General features: G+C 41.8%; 12 protein-coding genes and 1 pseudogene. 2 read left to right on the top strand and 11 right to left on the bottom strand.

Translation table 11 applies throughout. The features are described 5' to 3' along the window. Positions 1-76 precede the first annotated feature (76 nt). Positions 77-1,042, bottom strand: coding sequence for a transposase (locus tag P4S61_RS22845; RefSeq protein WP_337119284.1), 966 nt, complete (start codon positions 1,040-1,042; stop codon positions 77-79). 391 nt (positions 1,043-1,433) lie between these two features. Then, positions 1,434-1,874, bottom strand: coding sequence for a substrate-binding periplasmic protein (locus tag P4S61_RS22840; protein ID WP_337119283.1), 441 nt, complete (start codon positions 1,872-1,874; stop codon positions 1,434-1,436). A gap of 426 nt (positions 1,875-2,300) precedes the next feature. Here P4S61_RS22840 and P4S61_RS22835 point away from each other — a divergent pair, with 426 nt between their 5' ends. Further along, complete coding sequence (locus P4S61_RS22835; protein ID WP_337119282.1) at positions 2,301-3,806, top strand: DUF2235 domain-containing protein; 1,506 nt, start codon at positions 2,301-2,303, stop codon at positions 3,804-3,806. Positions 3,807-3,858: 52 nt separating this feature from the next. Here P4S61_RS22835 and eat read toward each other — a convergent pair. From eat to P4S61_RS22820, 3 genes and pseudogenes are all read right to left on the bottom strand, one after another. Then, a pseudogene (eat, locus tag P4S61_RS22830) lies at positions 3,859-5,255 on the bottom strand (ethanolamine permease). Positions 5,256-5,306: 51 nt separating this feature from the next. Continuing rightward, entirely contained in the window at positions 5,307-6,176 is an 870-nt protein-coding gene (gene eutC, locus P4S61_RS22825) for an ethanolamine ammonia-lyase subunit EutC (protein WP_337119281.1), read from the bottom strand. Then, positions 6,173-7,579, bottom strand: a complete 1,407-nt coding sequence (locus P4S61_RS22820) for an ethanolamine ammonia-lyase subunit EutB (RefSeq protein WP_337119280.1) — start codon at positions 7,577-7,579, stop codon at positions 6,173-6,175. The genes eutC and P4S61_RS22820 overlap by 4 nt, the downstream gene beginning before the upstream one ends. A gap of 246 nt (positions 7,580-7,825) precedes the next feature. Here P4S61_RS22820 and P4S61_RS22815 point away from each other — a divergent pair, with 246 nt between their 5' ends. Continuing rightward, positions 7,826-8,776, top strand: a complete 951-nt coding sequence (locus P4S61_RS22815; RefSeq protein ID WP_145239807.1) for a helix-turn-helix domain-containing protein — start codon at positions 7,826-7,828, stop codon at positions 8,774-8,776. Positions 8,777-8,799: 23 nt separating this feature from the next. Here P4S61_RS22815 and P4S61_RS22810 read toward each other — a convergent pair whose 3' ends face one another. From P4S61_RS22810 to P4S61_RS22785, 6 genes are all read right to left on the bottom strand, one after another. Continuing rightward, positions 8,800-9,510, bottom strand: coding sequence for a substrate-binding periplasmic protein (locus tag P4S61_RS22810; RefSeq protein WP_337119279.1), 711 nt, complete (start codon positions 9,508-9,510; stop codon positions 8,800-8,802). 173 nt (positions 9,511-9,683) lie between these two features. Beyond that, positions 9,684-12,311, bottom strand: coding sequence for a glycosyl hydrolase family 18 protein (locus tag P4S61_RS22805; RefSeq protein WP_337119278.1), 2,628 nt, complete (start codon positions 12,309-12,311; stop codon positions 9,684-9,686). Positions 12,312-12,378: 67 nt separating this feature from the next. Beyond that, positions 12,379-13,980, bottom strand: coding sequence for a lytic polysaccharide monooxygenase (locus P4S61_RS22800; protein WP_337119277.1), 1,602 nt, complete (start codon positions 13,978-13,980; stop codon positions 12,379-12,381). 58 nt (positions 13,981-14,038) lie between these two features. Beyond that, positions 14,039-17,209 (bottom strand): glycosyl hydrolase family 18 protein, encoded by a 3,171-nt coding sequence (locus P4S61_RS22795; protein ID WP_337119276.1) that lies wholly within the window; start codon positions 17,207-17,209, stop codon positions 14,039-14,041. A 458-nt stretch (positions 17,210-17,667) separates the two neighbouring features. Next, a complete protein-coding gene (arfA, locus tag P4S61_RS22790; protein WP_337119275.1) occupies positions 17,668-17,868 on the bottom strand; it encodes an alternative ribosome rescue factor ArfA in 201 nt (66 codons plus the stop codon). A 108-nt stretch (positions 17,869-17,976) separates the two neighbouring features. Continuing rightward, the gene (locus tag P4S61_RS22785) at positions 17,977-20,514 is read right to left on the bottom strand and encodes a TonB-dependent receptor plug domain-containing protein (protein WP_182758624.1); all 2,538 of its coding nucleotides are present in this window, start codon (positions 20,512-20,514) and stop codon (positions 17,977-17,979) included. Positions 20,515-20,527 lie beyond the last annotated feature (13 nt).

Raw genomic sequence — 20,527 nt, 5'->3', positions numbered from 1 at the left:
GATAAATATCAGGCGTTTGCATTTTTAGGCGTCAAAAAAACCTGAATTAACAAGTTATGTATTATTGGCTACGTTATCACGCTAGTAATTTTTCGCAATTCGTTCGTCGCTTAAAGTGTTGATGTTCACAAAACATATTTAACGACTCAGGTCTTCCAACAGCACCGTGAAAAACGGTGGTAAATTTGCTGGTAACTTTCAACCAGTTTTCGGGGGTTATTTGCAACCTTTCAAGCAAAGGGATTAGATCGGCGGCTATATAACCTATTTTATCAGGACGAATACAGCGCCCAGTCGCATCAACAAGAGAAAGGTAGGAAGTTAGCTCAAAAGGTAAACCTTTCACCATATGCTGTGTTGCCATTCCTGAAAAACGTTGTAATGATTTGGGCTGTTTACCTGCTGCGATCGAAATAATACGCTTTTTGACACTCGTAAAATCTGAATTTTCTGGTTTGTCAGCAATACCTGCACGAACTGGGTTTAAATCAACATACGCCATACATGCTAATAATGCGGCTTCATCAAGTAAGGCTTGGGATTTGAACCGTCCCTCCCAAAATCGCCCTTTACAGTCATCTTCTTTATTTGCTTTTCGCGCTATATATTCATTTAAAGAGCGCATGAACCAGCTAATATCCATTAACCTTAAACGATATTGCGCAATATTATCTGTAACTATTTTCATCTCAAAAGACGCTAGCTTTTCACCTTTAGCAAAACGTCGTGTTAATTCAGAACCTTTAAAGGCTTTATGCCAGCGAATTGCAACTGCTCTATCATTTACTCTTTCCGCTTTTTTACTATCTACGTACACTACAATATGAGTATGATTACTCATTACTGCATAAGCGCACACATCTATAAAAAAGAGAGATGCCAAACTCATTAGCTTATCTTCAACCCATTTTCTGCGGTGTTCATAACATTGCCCCGTATATTCATCCACACCACATAAATAGGCACGTCTTACACATCGTGATATACAATGATAGTAACGAGTGTCCGTTAAACTGATTTGTCGATTTCTTGCAGTAGCCATAAATACCTCAAATATCACGTTCCTTATAAAATACTAGTTCCTCATGGTAATACTGCAAATATAGTCATTATTATGGGTGTCATTTAAGTTTGTTTATTATGGGTGTCATTTAAGTTTGTTATGGGTGTCATTTAAGTTTGAATTACTACAATCGCCATTTATTAGGTGGGTGTCTTTATTTATTTAAGTGGGTGTCTTTATTTTTTTATTAGTTACTCTGGCTGTGCTGAGGCTAGATGTTCGTAACGGGCTAATATTTCATCATATTCACCTGAGCGCTTTATTTGCTCTAGCCCTTTGTTAAAGGAGGTTATTATATATTCAGCATTGGGGTGCTCTTTACTGATTCCAATATGAAGAGGGTGCTTAATTAAAGCTGGTTGCCAAATTGTTAGCTCTGTTGAGTAGCCATTTTTTTCATTTCGAACCATGCTGCGTATTTATCAACCAGAGCAATATCAGCGCGATGCTTTTTTACATGCTCAAGACAACTATGGACATTAAGTAAAGGAACGATTGTAAGCCTATCAATAGACTGTAAATACTCATGATATCCGTAACCTCTAATTGTACTGATTGTTAAGCTTTCTAGGCTGTGAGGGCCTTGATAATCAAGCTGCGACTTAGTATTACTAATTATGCTAAGTTCATTAGTAAAGTAGGGCTGGCTAAATAAAATTGTTTTAGCACGATTTTCTGTCCACCATAATGCAGGGATCAAATCAATTTCATTATTTTCTAACATTCGCATTGCACGACTAAATGGCGCTATTTTAATATCGAATGCAATATTCTGGCTAAAAAATGCAGCACGTACAAGCTCAGTAGTCATACCCGTTCCATCAGCAAATATGTAGGAGGCCATTCATTATGAGATCCTACTAAAGGCTGTGTTATTGAATTAGAAAGCGCAGCAGTACTTTGTATGCATAACAGCAAAATAATAAAAAATTTAGTCATAGCAACACGATACCTTTTATCATGCCTACCTAAAGATACACAATAATACATTTGCTCTAGGCAAATCTGCGTAACTTAACTATTTAACCTAAGGCTTAATGGCAACTTGAACTTTGTTACTAAACCAGAGCTTCAACTGTTTAAGCTTAGACTACATTTGACTATATTATTTTCAATCTATAAAAAAGTATTACCTAAAATAAATAACAAAAATCCTTATTGCATATTTGAGTGGATTGTCTTCAAATTTAAATAATTTACCTGTAAGTTATAAAAAACCACATAAAGGAATGATGCTATGACCGCGAAAACGCTGATTTTCAACTTTGATGGCACAGGTAGTGAGCCACGTGATGCTGAGCAGTTCAGCTCTGCGCATTTTAAGGAAGATGCAAGCATTTCGAATATTCTCAAACTTCATTTATTAATGGGTGGCCAGTTAAATAACGAGCCCGTTACTCCTTTTACTAATCAACTTAGCTTCTATTACCAAGGTATTGGAACTCAAGGAAGTCGTTTAAAGCGATTCCTCAATCAATCTTTCGCACCACGCGATGACGATGTTGCCAGTATTTTAAATCATGCTATAAATGATTTTAAGCGCTACTACAAAACTGGCGATATACTGTTACTCACTGGCTTTAGTCGCGGCGCTGCGTTAGCACGACGTTTTGCAAAATGCTTAGAGCCGCTCATAGATAATAACGTTTATTTATGCGTATTTGATACTGTGGCATCCATTGGTTTATCCAAAGTCACCAAGGCCACCCGAGGCGCTGAGCATGTTATTTTTGAAAACCATACTTTAGCGACCAACATAAATCAGGCTCTGCATTGTGTGGCACTGGATGAAAAGCGTCGAGCTTTTGAACCTACCCTTATAAATCATCAAAACAATGTACATGAAATATGGTTTGCAGGCGCGCATTCCGATATCGGTGGTGGCTATTATCGAGATGGGCTGGCGGATATTTGCTTACGCTTTGCAATGGAGTGGTTACTTGAACTGCCTGTGGCTTTATCTTTTTTAACTAGTCAAGCAATCGATTATTCATCGTTATTTCCTGCTGATCAAAACAGTTTTATCGCCCAAGATGATATGACCATCACCCCAGATCCTCTCGCGTTAAGCCATCAACAGAATTATTTTTGGTTTAATCCTTTATTTAAACTGATTGATCGTGAATGTACCGTGCTGGTTGATGACGAACAAAGTAAGCTGTTACCCATTATCCACCACAGTGTTGCTACACGTATCAATCAATTAACCAGTTATCGTCCCGAGTCTTTAAAAAACCTTAGTTATCTACTGCTGTATGCAGATCAAACTACGCTCAGTTTTAACGGCTTGTCTGCCCATATTGCTTTAAAAAATCAAAACATGTCGGTGTTACAAATTGGCCAAAGCCAAGATGTGTTGGTTTATGCCGCAGAGCAATACAATGCAACAGGACTAATGCTTGAACAAGGGGCTACTTATCGCTTTAGCCCTTACCCAGAACAACTTTGGTATGACGATGGCGTAAAATGTGGGCCACAAGGTTGGCAACGAGATAACCTACAGTTGGGTGTAAAAGAGATCCCCATGGCATTGCTCGAACCCTTTCGTCGTTTACCACATGCAAACTGGTTTGCCTTAATTGGTGCTATTGCCCATAGCGATAATGATGCTTTTGAGATTGCCGATGGGGGTGAATTTAAAATGACTCACTCAGGAGAATTTACGCCTTTTGCAAATGATTTGGTGCGTTTTTATGGCGCTAATGCAGGGCGTATAAAAATAAACGTGACTCGCCTTGGTTAATTGCATTATTAATAGGCCGTGCTAACGGCCTATTAATAACATTAAACTATCACTATTTTGCACTTAAAGCGGCTTCAGCTTCAGCCAACATAGCAAACTCTTCATCGGCACTGTGTGCGACTAAGTGCTTACTACTGTATGCAAAGTAATAAATCGCTCCGATCACAAATAGCACCACAGTAAACAAGAATGCACGAGGATCAAACGCGTACACCCCAGTTAAAGCCACCAAAGATAAGACCAGCGCAATTGCTGAGGTTATCATGCCACCTGGCGTTTTATAAGGTCGTGCGAGTTCAGGCTGTTTAATACGCAGTAAAATATGGCTCAATGCCATCAATGCATACGAAACCGTAGCGCCTACCACGGCCATCGCCAGCATTAAATCACCTTCACCACTTAATGATGCTAAGAAGCCAAAAATACCGGCACAATTAAGGCACGTGCCGGCACTTTTCGTGAAGTTGTAACCGACAAACTTTTCGGAAAGTAGCCCGCTCTAGAGAGCGCAAACACTAACCGACTATACCCATAGATAATCGAGAAAAACGATGCCACTAAACCCGCTAAACCTAATATATTAACGAGTGTTGCTAAGCTTGCATTCCCTGTTACGTTTAGCGCATCAACTAACGGCACGGCACTAGCGCCCATTGCGCTGGCACCACCGGCACCAGGGATCAATACTACGACTAACAGAGCAGTAAACAATAAAAACAACATTGCACCTATAATTCCTTTTGGCACGTCTTTAGCTGGATCTTTGGCTTCTTCTGCCGCTAATGGTACGCCTTCAACGGCTAAAAATAACCACATTGCAAACGGCAATGCAGCCCACACGCCATACCAACCAAAGGGCAAAAACTCGGAGGCTCCTGCAGCATCGGTGATGGCAATATCAAACAATCGCGACACATCAAAATGTGTAAATAATGCGATCGCAGTGGCTATAATGGCAAAAACCGCTAAGCCACTTATCACCATCATCACTTTTAACGCTTCACCCACTCCCGCTAAATGAATACTGATAAACACAATATAGAACAACGCATACACCCAAGGACCATTAAAACCCAGTAGCGCTTCGACCGCCGAGCCAATAAAAATAACAATCGCAGCGGGTGCTAATGCATACTCGATTAACACTGCCAAGCCAGTCAAATAACCACCAGCAGGGCCCATTGCCTGACGCGCAAAACTATAGCCACCACCCGATGCCGGAATGGCCGCCGACATTTCTGCTAATGACAAAACCAAAGTTAAATACATCACTGCCATTAATACTGTGGCGACAGCAAAGCCGCCCCAACCAGCTTCTGCAATACCAAAATTCCAACCAGCAAAATCCCCAGAAATAACATACGACACTCCTAATCCCGCCAATAAAATCCATCCCGCGGAGCCTCGTTTTAACTGTCTTTTTGCAAGGTACTCTTTATTATCTGACATTATCTTCTCCTGCTATTTATTGTTGTAATTACATTATGTTTTCGTTGTTGATTATTCTGATAGTAAAAAGTTTGTTGTTTGCGTTTGATGCTCTATCACATCGTCTTGACTGCGATCTTTTAAACCCACCCCTGACAGGTTTAAACGTTTCGCTTCTTGTAAAAGATATAAAGTCCGTTGTGCTGCATCCTGATATGACAGCCCCGCAGGACGAATATTAGAGATACAATTACGACAAGCATCATTCAGCCCTGTTTTTGGCTGCCAAGTTAAATACAGCCCTAAACTATCTGGAGAACTTAGCCCTGGCCGTTCACCAATTAATACCAGCACCACCTTGGCATTAAGGAGCTCACCTATGTCGTCGCCTATCGCCACTCTACCTTGCTCCACTAAGCTGATCGGTGCCAAACGCCATGGCTCTGGTTGTTCACGCAGTATCGTCAGTAACTGAACAAGAAAAGGATGGGCATTTTTTTGTACTGCTAAAGACGATAAACCATCAACAATAACGATTGCGATATCATGGTGTAACTCAGTGGCTGTAGCCGCTTTACTCATATAATTGCTTAGCTGATCGCGCGATGCTTGATCCAGTTTTCGACCTAGATCAGGGCGTTGTAAATAATGATTGCGATCCACGGCTTGGCTATGTAAATGCAGTGGTGACGCGCAAAAATCCTCTAGCTGTTCACTTAACGCAGCTAAATCCAATGGAAAATTAACCGCATCTCGTGCTTGCGCATGGGAGAGTTGAAACGCCAACATTTCAGCCGTCGGAAGACTGATCCCAGCGCGCCCTAAACCAATGCGTGCATCGGTAAAGCTGCGTAGTTGCCGCCATGGGTTATGCACCACTTTGCCATTATCTTGATGTTGTTGCTGTATTTGCTGTGCCGTTTTGGGAGATGAGTTTTTCATGGCTGTCCACCACTTAAAGCTTTCAAAGAACGCGCAAATTGTGACGGTAACGTGTCAGACAAAATATGCTGCTGGGTATCTGTCATAATGTTCATTTTTGCCAGCCAAAGTTCGAATTCAGGTGCTGGACGCAAACCTAATACCCGCCTTGCATACAGAGCATCATGAAATGAGGTGGTTTGATAGTTAAGCATAATATCGTCAGATCCGGGGATCCCCATTACAAACGAACACCCTGCTACACCGAGTAAGGTCAGTAAGTTGTCCATATCATTTTGATCTGCCTCAGCATGGTTGGTGTAGCACACATCACAGCCCATAGGCACACCCAGTAATTTGGCACAAAAATGGTCTTCAAACCCTGCTCGAGTAATTTCTTTGCCATCAAATAGATATTCCGGGCCAATAAAACCCACTACGGTATTGACCAGTAACGGTTTGAATTTTCGCGCTACGGCATAAGCACGGGTTTCACACGTTTGTTGATCAAGCCCATGGTGGGCATTTGCTGATAGCGAGCTGCCCTGCCCCGTTTCAAAATACATCACATTATTGCCTACTGTTCCGCGTTTTAAACTTTGTGCTGCATCTTGCGCCTCAGCAAGTGTATTTAAATTAAAACCAAAACTTGAGTTAGTCGCCTCAGTCCCCCCTATAGACTGAAACACTAAGTCAACCGGCGCACCGGCCTCAATACATTCAATAGTGTTAGTTACATGCGTGAGAACGCAGCTTTGAGTCGGGATCTGGTATTTTTCAATCACATCATCCATTAACCGCATTAATTTAATCGCTTGTGCAACATTATCAGTCGCGGGGTTAATACCAATTACGGCATCGCCACTGCCATACAGCAGCCCATCTAAAATACTCGCGGCAATGCCATTTACATTATCTGTTGGATGATTAGGCTGTAAGCGTGTTGATAAGTGGCCAGGTAAGCCAATGGTATTTCTAAATGCAGTCGTGACATGGCACTTTTTGGCAACTAAGATCAGATCTTGATTACGCATTATTTTACTAACCGCAGCAGCCATTTCGGGGGTAATACCCGCTCTGATTGTCGCTAAAACATGGCTTGTTGCGTGATCACTCAGCAGCCAATTACGAAAATCACCTACCGTTAAATGTGCGATTGCTGCAAATGCGTTAGTGTCATGTTCATCTATTATTAGCCGAGTAATTTCATCGTCTTCATAAGGGATCAAGGCGTCGTTCAAGAATGTTTTTAAAGGGACTTCTGCCAGCGTCATTTGTGCCACGGCTCGCTCTTCGGCAGAACTGGCAATAACACCTGCTAAGCTATCACCAGAGCGCTGCGGGGTCGCTTTAGCCATTAACTGTGCGAGATTGTTAAATTGGTAGGTTTTACTTCCTAACGTGTATCGATACGATTGACTCATAAACTTACCTTGCTGACAAAATGTGTGTTAAAAAGGATAGGCACAGCTATTGCTTTCACTACAATAAAAAGCAATAAAAAAAACAATAAACAGTGCAACGATTCTTTTAAGGTAGCTTATAGCGTACCAAGCAACTATCAAGTTTTGGCAAATGTTATTTAAACAATAAAAATCAAATAGTTAAAATTAAAAATCGGACAACTACTGTTTGCTTGTAATAATTAGCCTGGGGTGTAATACGCAACTATGCAACATAATTTACCGACAAATGCACCAAGTAAGTGCACTTTAGCTACGACCGATGTGGACCAGCAGGCGGGAAACCTAACAAACTGGCAACAAAAATATGATCAAGTCAGTGATGGCCGCTTTTATGGCTGTATTGATGAAGTGGCTTATGATGGTTTGCAAGTGTTTAAAGAATATACCCAGTGCGCATTACGACAACAGTGTAAAGTATGGCCAAATGCGTTATGGCTTGGTATTCCGGTAAACGCACAAAACAGTAAAATTAACGGTCTCACCATCGCTGATAATCAATTAATGTGCCGCCCAAGTGATTGCAACTTTGAGCTGATCACCCCTGAGCAATTTAATATTTATGGCATGGTGATCAATCAAGATACGCTTCATCAAATTGCTCAGCGACAAGGGTTGTCGCTTCAGGGCATTTGTGAACATGGATCACCGCGTATTACAACATCACCACAAACACTGCAACGTGCTCGTGAATGCATTGAACAAATCATTTATGCTAATGGCGGTGGAGCAAGTGCGGCTTTACAACACGATATTTTATTAAGTTTAGTGCTGCATTTACTGCAATCACAACTCCCCCAGCAAAAAGTAACCCCAAGTTATAAACACCGTAAAAACGTTGTTGATAAAGCGAAAGAATTTATTCACGATCACCCAGACAACATAGTGACTATCACCCAATTATGTGAGTTTACCTACGTTTGTCGACGGACTTTACAATACAGCTTTGAAAGTATTTTAGGCATCAATCCGCTGCGTTTTTTACGCATGACTCGGCTTAACCAAATACGCCGTGAACTCAGTGATCCGCAACAAAATAAACCCATTTCAATGATTGCCGCCAATTGGGGCTTTTGGCATCCAGGCCAGTTTGCTAAAGACTATAAACAACTATTTGGCGAAAACCCTTCAGACACAGTAAAACGTGCGCAGCTTTAGTGGTATCAATTATAGCTAGTTAATTAATAGGTATAGCTGGCAATTATTTGCTTGATATTCGATTGCATATCAATGATCGCTGCATTAATGGAGCGCACATTGTCCATCGTGACCGTTTTTTTACTGAGCATAAAATGGATTGGATTATCATGAATAACATAAGGATGCAGTGTAATACCAGGGATTTTTTCTTGGCTTATGAGGTATAACCCAGATATTTCATCATCAATCATAAAATCGACGCGTTTAGCTTTTAACATATATAGCCGATGCTTGAGCAAAGGTACTCGTACAAGTAAATCTTTATTGTTTGTGACTTTGCTTAGCTGCTCAAATTCTTTACCATAATAACCACCATTATTTACGGCTATGGTTTTTTGTTGCGCCAACAGGCTGGCTAAATCGTGTGTTAGGTACTTAGTATCTTCATACCAGAACAGCCGCATTTTCTCACGTCTATATGAGGTTGAAAAGTGACTATATTGGGCACGTTGTTGATTGAAACTCGCAGCAGTTAATATATCCACGCGGCCATTTTCAAGCTCGACCAAACCGCGCTTTGATGACGGCAAAGGCACAAACTTACTACAGAATCCAGCATGCTTTAACACCAAACGGCTGATCTCTACATCTATTCCTGTAAGAGCCTGCTCACCATCAAAGACAAATGGTGGCCAAGGTAATATCACCCCTACTTGCAGAGTTTTTTCGCAGCTGTTACTAATTGGACTCAATAATATCAGAAATAAATAAATGTATTTGATAACTACAGCCTAGTTAAATTACAGACGCTTTTTACAGTATGGTGCATCTGACTCGAAAAACCAAAAAAAGCAGCCCGAAAGCTGCTTTAAGTAAATTACATATTAACCTTATTACCTCAAAGTAGGCTTGGGTAATAGGCTAATTAAAGTAATTTCCATACGCCTGCTACGCCTGGCTCATTTCCTTGAGTCCACCACTTAGCTTGGTATTTATTGCCTTGGTGCATTACTTCATCACCGCTATTATAAACAGCCGCAGATTGCCAAACTACTGAACCAGTATCATCTACTGGTGGAGTTGTTGCTTCCCAAACGCCACCTAAATCAGGACGATTACCTTGAGTCCACCATTTAGCTTTGTATGTAATACCGTTATAAACAACAATATCGCCGCCAACATATACCTTACTGACATCCCACGTATCACCTGTAGGAGGCGTTGTATCGGTGTTAGTTACCGTTACAGTAAAGCTTTGAGTGGTAGCAACTTGGCCGTCACTTACTGCCACAGATACTGTCAAATTAGTATCAGCATCGACTGCGCCCGCCGTAAGATTAACACTGGCACCACTGCCAACTAATGTAAGACCTGCAGGGACATTCCATGTATAAGTCAGTGCGTCGTTTTGCGCATCAGAGGCAACAACCGTTACTGCTGCAGAAGCGCCTTCTTCAACAGTGATATCAGCAATCGCATCAACTGTCGGTGCAGTGTTGTCACCAGTTGTTGGCGCGATGACATTAACCACAACACTTTGGCTTACCGTTGCTTTGCCATCAGTTACACTGACGGTTGCCGTAAACTGGCTGTCTTGGGTTACGTCAGGTGCAGTAATTGCTAATGTATTTGTAGCACTACCAGATACCGTTAATTCAGATGATGCAGTCCAACTAAACGTTAGTGGATCATTATCGGCATCTGTTGCTGAAGCACTGACAGAAACACTTCCGCCAGCGTTCACGGTTACAGTGCTTGATACTGATAACACTGGTTTTTTATTACTTGGTGGTGTAACAACTCCACCTAAGCCATCGTGCATAGCATTGAGAATATCGCCATTATCGGCATCAATTTCCCATGCAAATAACCCACCTAAGTTATATTGATTAACATAAGCACCTTTAGCTATCACTGACTCACGGCTATCGTAAGTAATTAGTTTACCTGTGGCGCGATTCCACACATACGCAGCTTGCGCTTGGTCATCGTAGCCTACTTCAAAGCCATTAACACCAGTGCCTGCAGCACCAATCATATGAGTTTTGATGCCTTTATAATCAATAACGCCATCTTCCCACACGCCTTGTGCTGTTGAGCCTTTTAATGGACCGGAGCCTGTTGCTGTCATAGGGTTACCATCAATAGTGGTGCCTGTTGGATAAACACCTTCCCAACCACGGCCATACATAGCAGTACCAACAACAATTTTTTTCGAGTTTACATTTTGTGCTAATAATAACTGTACTGCGTTATCTGTTGTATAAGCAGGGCCTTTACGTGGCTCACCGTTTTCATCTACGCCCGTACCATTACATTGCCCTACGCTCATATGCTCACCACAATAAAGCGCAGTTTGATGGCCAGTTACGCCACTCCATGCTCCATAAAAGTCATAAGTCATAGCGAAAATATAATCCATGTATTGGCTAGCGGCTTGGTAGTCAACGTCTTCAATTTTATCGTAACCAGCGCCAATTGCTGACGTAAGCTCATAAGTACGGCCTGTTTCAGCTTCAAGCTTATCAAGCATAGCGCGCAGCTCTTGCATTAACGCAACGTATGCAGGACCATCATTTATCGGATCGCCAATATCTGGGTTAGGGCCGTCACCACCAGGAAATTCCCAGTCAATATCAACACCATCGTAAAACTTCCAGGTTCTTAAAAACTCTTCCATTGATGCTACAAAGGTGTCGCGGTTAGCTTTATTAGTAAAACCACCAAATGGATCAGAAAGCGTCCAGCCACCTACTGATGGTAAGATTTTAAGATCGGGGTAACGTTGCTTAAGTGCCATTAACTGTGAATACGTACCACGGATTGGATCTTTTGCATCCACACCTGGTAATGCTTTTTGCACAGCGGCCCATGGATCGTGGATAACCACTTCATAATCAGCAGAGCCAGCACAGGCTGTTTCAAGTGCTTGTTTAGGGCTGCCAGTTAATGATGCATTTTCACCACAAATTGGAATAAAGCCATATAAAATGTGACTTAAGTTTTGTGCAGGGATATTTGTAACATCATAATCTCGTCCGTAAATACCCCACTCAACAAAATAAGCACCGGTCACTAACCCTGCTTTGGTACCAATATCACGGTTATTAGGATCAACATCCATCGGCAGTGGCGCTAAGTGCCCGCCGTCGGTATCTGCAATCACGATTGGCTTACCAGCACTGCGTGCACAAGTAGTACCGCCTTCGCATAGCTCTACATATAATGTATGGCGACCAGCTTTGTCATAAGGGAAAGAAATAGTCCCGGTCTTAGAACCTGCAGCAAGTGTACCTTCATTTACCAACATATCATCAAAGTAAACTTTGTAGCTGTCACCACCGTCACCGCTCCATGCACTCCATTGAATGTTGATAGCAACTTCATCAACACGAGTAACAAGTTGTTTATATGATCCATTACCTTCTAAGTTCACTTCAACAAAAGAATACTGTTGCGGTTCCCAATTAATACTTGGTGTAGACGGTGCTGCAACGGCTGTACTTGCAAATAGAGCAACGCCAATGGCTGCTGTTAACTGTTTAATATTCATATTTCTCTCTTATCCATTATTTATTTAATTATTTAATAAGTTTGAACTACAAAACTTAGGCTTCTGATTAAAGTTTGGTCCATACATTGGCTTGTCCAGGTGTATCACCTTGAGTCCACCACTTAGCGCTATAGCGCTGTCCTTGATAGGTTACTTCAGCACCACTTTGATAGGCTTTACTTACATTCCAATCGTTATTCATACCCGGTTGTGAATCGCTTTGCCATGCATTAGAACTATCAGGTTGCTGACCCTGACTCCACCATTTCGCGGTATAAACAACACCTTGAAAACTGGCTTTGTCACCGGCTTGATAAACTGCACTACTGCTCCAAGCAGCAACATCAGGATCAGGATCAGTGATAACGCTGTCATTTACAGTGACTTTAAAGCTAGTTTGAGTACTTAATTGACCATCCGAAACCGAAACCGACACGGTATAATCTGTGCTTGTTGATACCTCTGGCGCACTAATCACCACGTTTGCGTCACCACCGGTAAAGCTCAGTGGTGCTGGCACTGACCAGCTGTAGTTCAATTGCGTTTGTTCATCATCAAAAGCATGAAGGTGTACGGCTGTGCTGGTGTTTTCATCGACAACTAAATCATCCAAAGTATGTACAATTGGCGCAGTATTAGTGGGAGCGCTTTGCACACTTAAGGTATAAGTGTAATTTTCATTACTGCTATACACTTGATTAGTCAGTACATCAGTACTGTTATAAACCACGTCACCGGCTTGATTTTGCACGCCAATTTGTACTAAATGGGCATAATCTAAGTTCAGTTGTTGTGCCAGTGCTTGCTGCCAACTCGCTTGATTCGCAGCGGTCACTTTTAATTGCTGATTGATAACCTCTTGGCCATTTTCATCAAATAAACGTGCCCAAACAGTGTCACCCGCAATGGCACTTTGTCCTTGACGAACAAAGTAACCAACACTTGACCAAACACTCGGACCCGTCGGCCCTGCGTCTGTCACAATATTGATATCGCTACAGTTATAGAAACCTTCCCCCACCACATCAATACGTTGCCAACGGCTATATAAAATAGCATCGCCGCTGCGCCCTTGTGGAATAGCAACATTCATTTCGTAATAACGCTTTCCATCGGTATCTTTGATAACATCAATATTTTCATGTTGTTGAACTAGCTCTAAGTCAGCCCACGTCAATACATCTGTTGCTGCATTAAAGCTTGGTTTAGTTAAATAAAACTGCCAAAAACTGGGATTATGCGGCGTTGCTGCTAAGTAACGAATTTGAATTTCACCATTGGCATTAGGTACCACATCACTGCGTTGCCAATGCGGCGAAGGTAAATCCATACCACGCTTTGCGTTGTCACCACCGGCACATAACGACCCATTTGGTACCTTAGCCTCTACCGCGGCTTGATTTAAGTAGTCCGGTGTATTAACTGAAAACTCAATATCTTGTACAAATTGCACTGTACCCGACTCTAAAAATGCGGCACGACAAGCAAGGTTTGGAATATTAGTGCCATCTTCGGGCCACCAATACCCACCATCGGCTTGGCAAAAAGCTTGCCGCGCTTTTGGGCTATCCATATAACCATGAGCATTCACTTGCGCTGGCATAATTGTTAGTAATACGCTGCTTGCCACTGCCGAGAGTGATAAAGTTTTAAATTTAATAGCTATCATTGTTTTGTCCTTGAAAAGCTGAAATTTTGGGACAAGCAAACTTGCCCCTATTATTTACTTACAGACTACAACTTTTAGTCCAGTCAGCTGTTGCTCCAGGTTCAGAACTTGTCCACCACTTCGCTTTATAAACGGCACTGTTATGAACCATTAAGTCACCGCCTGCGGCATGGCTTGGATTGCCTGCCCAGTCTTTTTGAGGGAAGTTTGGATATACAGGGATTGAGCTCACAGCCACACCTTCACACATACCAGATGTATCGCCACCACCATTACCAGGATCCGTGGTGTCGCCGCCACCGGTAGTTCCATCAGGCAATTGTGGGTATTCAAATTTGAACGCGTAAACTTTGCCATCTTTTTCTATAGTAAAGTTACTAGGACCGGTAATTGGCATGTAATACATAACTTGCGCATTGACTGTTTTGCCACCACTGAAGTCTTTCGGTTGACCGCCCCATTCATTGTTCAGAGTGATTGAAAAACGGTGGAATTCATTTTCATACCCACCAATGTTGTTACCTGCTGCATTTGAGCCATTTACTTCAACTGCCATGCCCAATTTTTCTTGTGCGTTCCAGTTAGATTTAAAAATAGCCGAGGTTGATACAGGTACATCAAACGAAATTTTCGCACCGCTTAGATCAATATTGGAGTTATTAGTAAACGCAAATGTTGGGCTAATTGGGTAGTTATCATCACCAATTGGGAAGTCTTTTGCTGCAAACGTTACATCTACCGCTTCAGTTGGTACAACAAAGTTTGGATTACCTGGATGAGTGTCGTACGCCACACCACTTTGGTTAAACTTGTCATAAGCCAAAGTTGTTAAGGTAGAACCCATGAAGTACTCACCTTTTGCTGAGTCAAAATCATAATCACCAGCAAGTTCCCAAAACATGATACCGCCAAGGCCATTGTTAATTACGTAATCAACTTTAGCTGCCATAGACTGCTCATCTTCAATAGATAGGAATACTTTTTTCTCTGAGTTCCATAACCAAGGTGCAACAGCAACGCTGTCATAGTGACGTGTATAAGTACCCGTTAATTGATCATCAACATCAGTCTCTGGTGTTAAGCCATACACACCTAAGTACGAACCAACAATGCCGTTCTCAAGATTTTTAACATGCCACAACGGGTTAGAACCTGCTGGCATTTCTTGTCCTGCATCGTTCTTATCATGCCAAAGATTATCAATGCCTAATGCGCCATTGCCACACTTGTTCTTTTCGCCAACGCCGGTACCTGTTGCGCAATCTGCTTGATTAGGTAGTGCAGATTGCCCCCACAGCCCATTAGTACCACCGCTGACATCTTTAAAACCACGGGTATAATAAGGAATACCAATATTGATACGCCCTGCCGATACTGCGCCGCGGAAATAACGTACCGCCCAATCAGTATTTAAATAACCAATCCCTTCAAACTCTTTAGTGCCATATACATTCCACTGCGCAAGCTCGGAGTCAAGACCGGTATCAAATAAGGCAGCGTTGTGGCCAACATGCGAGTTCCATGCACCGTGAAGGTCGTAAGACATGATGTTAACGTAATCGAGGTATTTAACCGTTTGGAATGTTTCCATACCACGAAGTAAATAACCTGAAGAAGGCGATGCAATTGTTAGTAAATAATGTTTACCCGCTTTTTCACCAGCACGGTCTAACTCTTCGCGCAGCTTTTTCATTAGTACTTGGTAAGATGCATTTAAACCTGCACGACGTGCATTTGAAATTGGGAAATCATCAGGGTGACCTGAATCTTTCATTGATGATGGGTATTCATAATCAATATCAACACCATCAAAACCATATTTCTCAATGAACTCGACTGAGCTTTTTGCAAAGGCATCAATGCCCGCTTGATTAACTGAACCATCTGCATTGGTCGTCATGGTATAAAAACCACCACTTTCAACGCGGCCCGTTTCATCAAAGAAACCACCCGTTTCAGCCCAACCACCTACAGATACTAATGTTTTAACGTGTGGGTGTTGTTTTTTGAATTTGTTTAAAAGATTGAAGTGACCTTTATACGAGAAGCTTGGGTCCATTTCGGCACCTACCACTCCTGGCCATTCCATATTTGTAGCTGGATTACCGGCTGCATTTGGATCGCCAATCGATACTTTATTATTGGCATCAACATGAGCAAACGCATAGTTGATATGAGTTATTTTATCCCATGGAATATCATTTACTAAATAGCTCGGTTGGCCATTTGCGCCATTGCGCCAACTGGTAAAGTAACCAATTACACGACGCGGATGATCAACACCCATTATCTCACGACCATCTGCATCATACACAGTACAATACGGCGTATTTACACCTGGTGTTTGATATAACCCCTGCGGATGACAATCAGTTCCAGTCACTGGTCCGGTATTTTCTTCAACAACAGTAAGCACCTTTGTTACTTGGGCTGTTGCGCCTTCGTTATCAGTTACCGTTAACGTAAAGGTTGCCTGACCAAGCGCTGTTGCTTGCCAAGCATAACTGCTTGATGCCGTACTTGCTTGGTGCACATCAGCACCATTAACCGCAAAGTTAAGTGCCGTTACTTGACCATCACTGTCAGTACCTGCAAGAGCAAACACTATTTGTGAGCCAACCGTTAATTCTGTTGGTAAACTACTGAAACTAATTGTTGCCACCGGTGCTTGATTAACCGGATCCACGATTTCAGTAACGCTGATCGTATTGATCACTTGCGAAGATTGCGCGCCGTCATCATCGGTTGCTACTGCACTCAATTGATGAGTGCCGACAACCGCGGGCCAATTAGTACTAAACGGTGCGCTACTATCAGTTGCGATTAATGCACCATCAACAAAAAACTCAACTTTTGTCACAGAACCATCTTCATCGGTTGCTTGCGCAGTTATGACAACGCTGTCTTTATCGGCAAATTGAGAATTATTTGCAGGAGTTAATACTGTAATATTGGGTGCCTGATTCTCAGTGACAGCGCTGTCACACAAACCCAAAAGTTTCCATTCTTGCCACGGGCCTGAATTCTCTAAAGGGTTTGATTGTGTCCACCACTTTGCCTCATATGCACTATTTTGTGTGTGTACTTGGCTGCCACCGCTGTGAGTTTGACCCGTTTGCCATTGCGTTAATGCACTACAGTCGACTGCTGCGTGCACACTTAAGCCTACAAAACTGAGTGACACCGCACTTAGTTTGAAAGCATTTTTTATTGTCATTTGTGAGCTCATAGCTCCTCCGCCCAGGGTTAAATATAACATTAAATTTACAACTCAGTTTAAAAACTACCACAGTTAACTCATACGTCAACTTAATTTGGATATGTGATGTATAGAAAACAGCCATTTTATTAACCAAAAAGGACTATAAATTATATTTTTCATCAGCATTTAACATCAAATAAAAACCATGCAGTTTAAAGAATGGGTAATTTCGCACACAAAATATGAACGCAAGGTTAATTTATGGTTACATTTTATTTGTGAGTATCTTCGCGGGCTCTAGCAAGTTTTACGAAAACGTAAACGTGAGTGTGAATAGGTATAAACAATAAGGTGGTAGACTATATAACCAAAAAACCTCGATTAGAAAAAAATTATCTAAGCGAGGTCTTATAAAAATTTCTGAGCTTGCTATTTTTTATAAAAAATAGCGTTTAGAACAAAAGCCCTATTTGATCACAACGTCATTAAGCGGCGATTAAATAGGACTCTTGTCCTGCATGCTTTTTGTTGCGCTTGTAAGCACCTTTACCTTTTTTAGCAGCTACAATTTGTGGTTCAAAAATTTTCGATGTCACTAATGCGGCTAATGCATTATCGCGAATAACACCCCGACCTGTATCTACTGATGTTGTAGATTTAGTCACTTTAGAACGACGTTTACTCATTTATTTTTCCTCTTTAAAAGTTTTGCGATTGTATGCTTGATATAAAAAAACACAAGCATTTTAAATCAAAAAGCCCGCTTATTTGCGGGCTTAATAACAACTATAAATTTAGAAACTAAAACTTACTTTTGCGTAATAACTTCTGCCATCAAAGCCATAAGGCAATGCACGTACAGGGTATTTAAATGCGCCATTGGTGATAAAGTTTAGTACTTCGTCATCACCTAGTTCATCTGGCGTTTCGTCAAATACGTTATCGGCACCAACCGAAAGCACAAACATATCATTAATTTGGTAGCTAACATTTAAATCAACTAACACTGCTGATTCAACCGTACTAGTTGGTTTGAATGAACCTGTTGGCGAAAGCTCACCCGGTAATGATATATGGTCGTTACCAAAATATTTTACATCAGTTTCGCCAAAGTAATTAAAACGAATTGTTGAAGTGTATGCATCACGTTCGTAGTCAAAGGTAAGTGTTGCTCGTTCACTAGGCTGTCCGTCGGTAAAAAAGCTGCGTTGTAAATCATCAAATGCAACCGATTCTGGAATGCCGTCCGCTGCGTTTACACCATCAATTTTAGTATCGTTTAAGTTACCCGCAAAAGTAACACCAAAGTTACCGCCTTCTACATCGGTACGATATGATGCAATTATATCAACGCCTTGAGTGGTTGAATCAACTGAGTTCGAGAAGTAGTTAGCTTGTACAGCGCCGGTTGCTTGTAAAGCAGCAACAGCCTCAGAGCTAAACGATACATCGTCAGCCGTTAATAAACTGCCAAGTGTAATACGGTCTTCAATTTCTACGCGGTAAAAATCAACCGTTAACGAAAGTTCGCTTGTGACATCGTAAACAAAACCAGCACTGTAGTTTGTCGATGTCTCAAGCTTTAAGCTATCTACACCTAGTGCACTTGGGAAAGCAGTGCCCGTATTTGCAGTAAATGATTGCGTTAACGTGCCGTCGGATCCTAAGTTAGTAGTAAATGCTGTATAGCCACTTTGCTGCAACGAAGGGGCCCTAAAACCAGTAGATAACGCACCACGTACTGCAAAGTCATCGTTAAATTCATAACGCGTTGCTAACTTACCAATTAAGTCATCTCCAGCATCAGAGAAATCTTCATAGCGAAGTGCACCACTGACGTTCCATGCATCAGTAAGCATAGTTTCAACATCTACGTAAAATGCGTAGCTGTTACGGTCGCTCTGATTTGCAGCTTCTGGACGCAAACCGTTATAAGCTTGAAAGCCACATTGTGCAAATTGCTCAGGGTCGTTCACTGATGGATACGATGTATCCATGTTTGCTAAACCACATGCGTACGAAGCTTCATCACCAGGTACTATCTGGTAATTTTCTTTACGGTACTCTGCACCAATTGTTACATAGAGTGGTTCGCCGCGACCAATGTCCACAATACCATTTACGTCAAGGTTAATTGTTGTTTGATCGAACCTAAAACCACCTGAGTAACCACCACTTGGGCCTGCATTTGCTGCTATATCAGCATCACTTGCCGTTGGGTTATTAAATAAATACTCCGCCGCGTAAGAAGCATTTAATGTATTGCGTGATGTAAAGTCATATTGGTTTTCACCATAAACTGCCGATACATCGTAATTCCAATCTGGATTAATATCACCTTTAAAACCTAGCGCAATAGAAATATCCTGTGCTTCGTTATAAATGCGCGGTAAAAAACCATCACTGTATACTTGAGTAACATTTTTAGATGCTTCGTTAAAGTTACGGTAAAAACCGTTACCCAGTGCAGTGCGCTCAGAGTAACCACCAAACGAGTAAAGCTCACCGTCGCCCATTGGCAATGCCATATTATAAAATAACGAGGTAAATTCACTTTCCGAATTACCTTGGCCCCAACGAACGTTGTCAGATAATGTACCTGGCTCTACATCAAGCGATCCACCTGTATCGCGCTCTGCGCGGTTAGTACCATCGGCATCACGATACTCAAGAGATAAATTAATAAAACCGCCTTCTGTGCCCAAATCAAAACCGCGATTTAAACCCGCTGAAATGGTATCGCCATCACCTTCAGCTGTTTCACTATATTGTACATAACCAGTTGTTATACCAGTTGAATCATTCAGTGATAAGTTAATGACCCCAGCAATAGCATCAGAGCCATACTGCGCTGCAGCACCATCGCGTAATACTTCAACGCCTTTAAGTGCCGTAAGTGGAATAGCATTCATATCGGTACCCGCAGCACCTGCACCAACTGTACCATTAAGGCCAAAAATAGATTGATTATGACGGCGCTTACCATTTACTAAAACCAGGGTTTGGTCTGGCTGTAAGCCGCGTAATGTTGCTGGGCGAAATAAATCGGAACCGTCAGAAACTTGTGTACGCGAAAAATTAAACGATGGCGCTGTAGCTTGTAAGCTTTGACCAAGCTCGGTAAAGCCACCTTTGTTTAAATCATCAGCGTCAATTAAATCAATGGGTGACGAAGATTCAGTTGCTGTGCGGTTAGATACCCGTGAACCTAAAACGGAAATTTGTTCTATGTTTTTTTCTGCTTGAACTTGTGCGTCTTCAGCCATGACAGCTGAGCTGGTAAATGCAAGTCCTACGGCGATAGCCAATGTATTTAAACGAAGTATTGTCATGTGTGTTGTTCGA

It is taken from the genome of Pseudoalteromonas sp. B160, from assembly GCF_037162485.1.
Classification (GTDB): domain Bacteria; phylum Pseudomonadota; class Gammaproteobacteria; order Enterobacterales; family Alteromonadaceae; genus Pseudoalteromonas; species Pseudoalteromonas rhizosphaerae.
The sequence above is the reverse complement of the archived record's forward strand: the minus strand, read 5'-3'. Positions and strand labels throughout refer to the sequence as shown.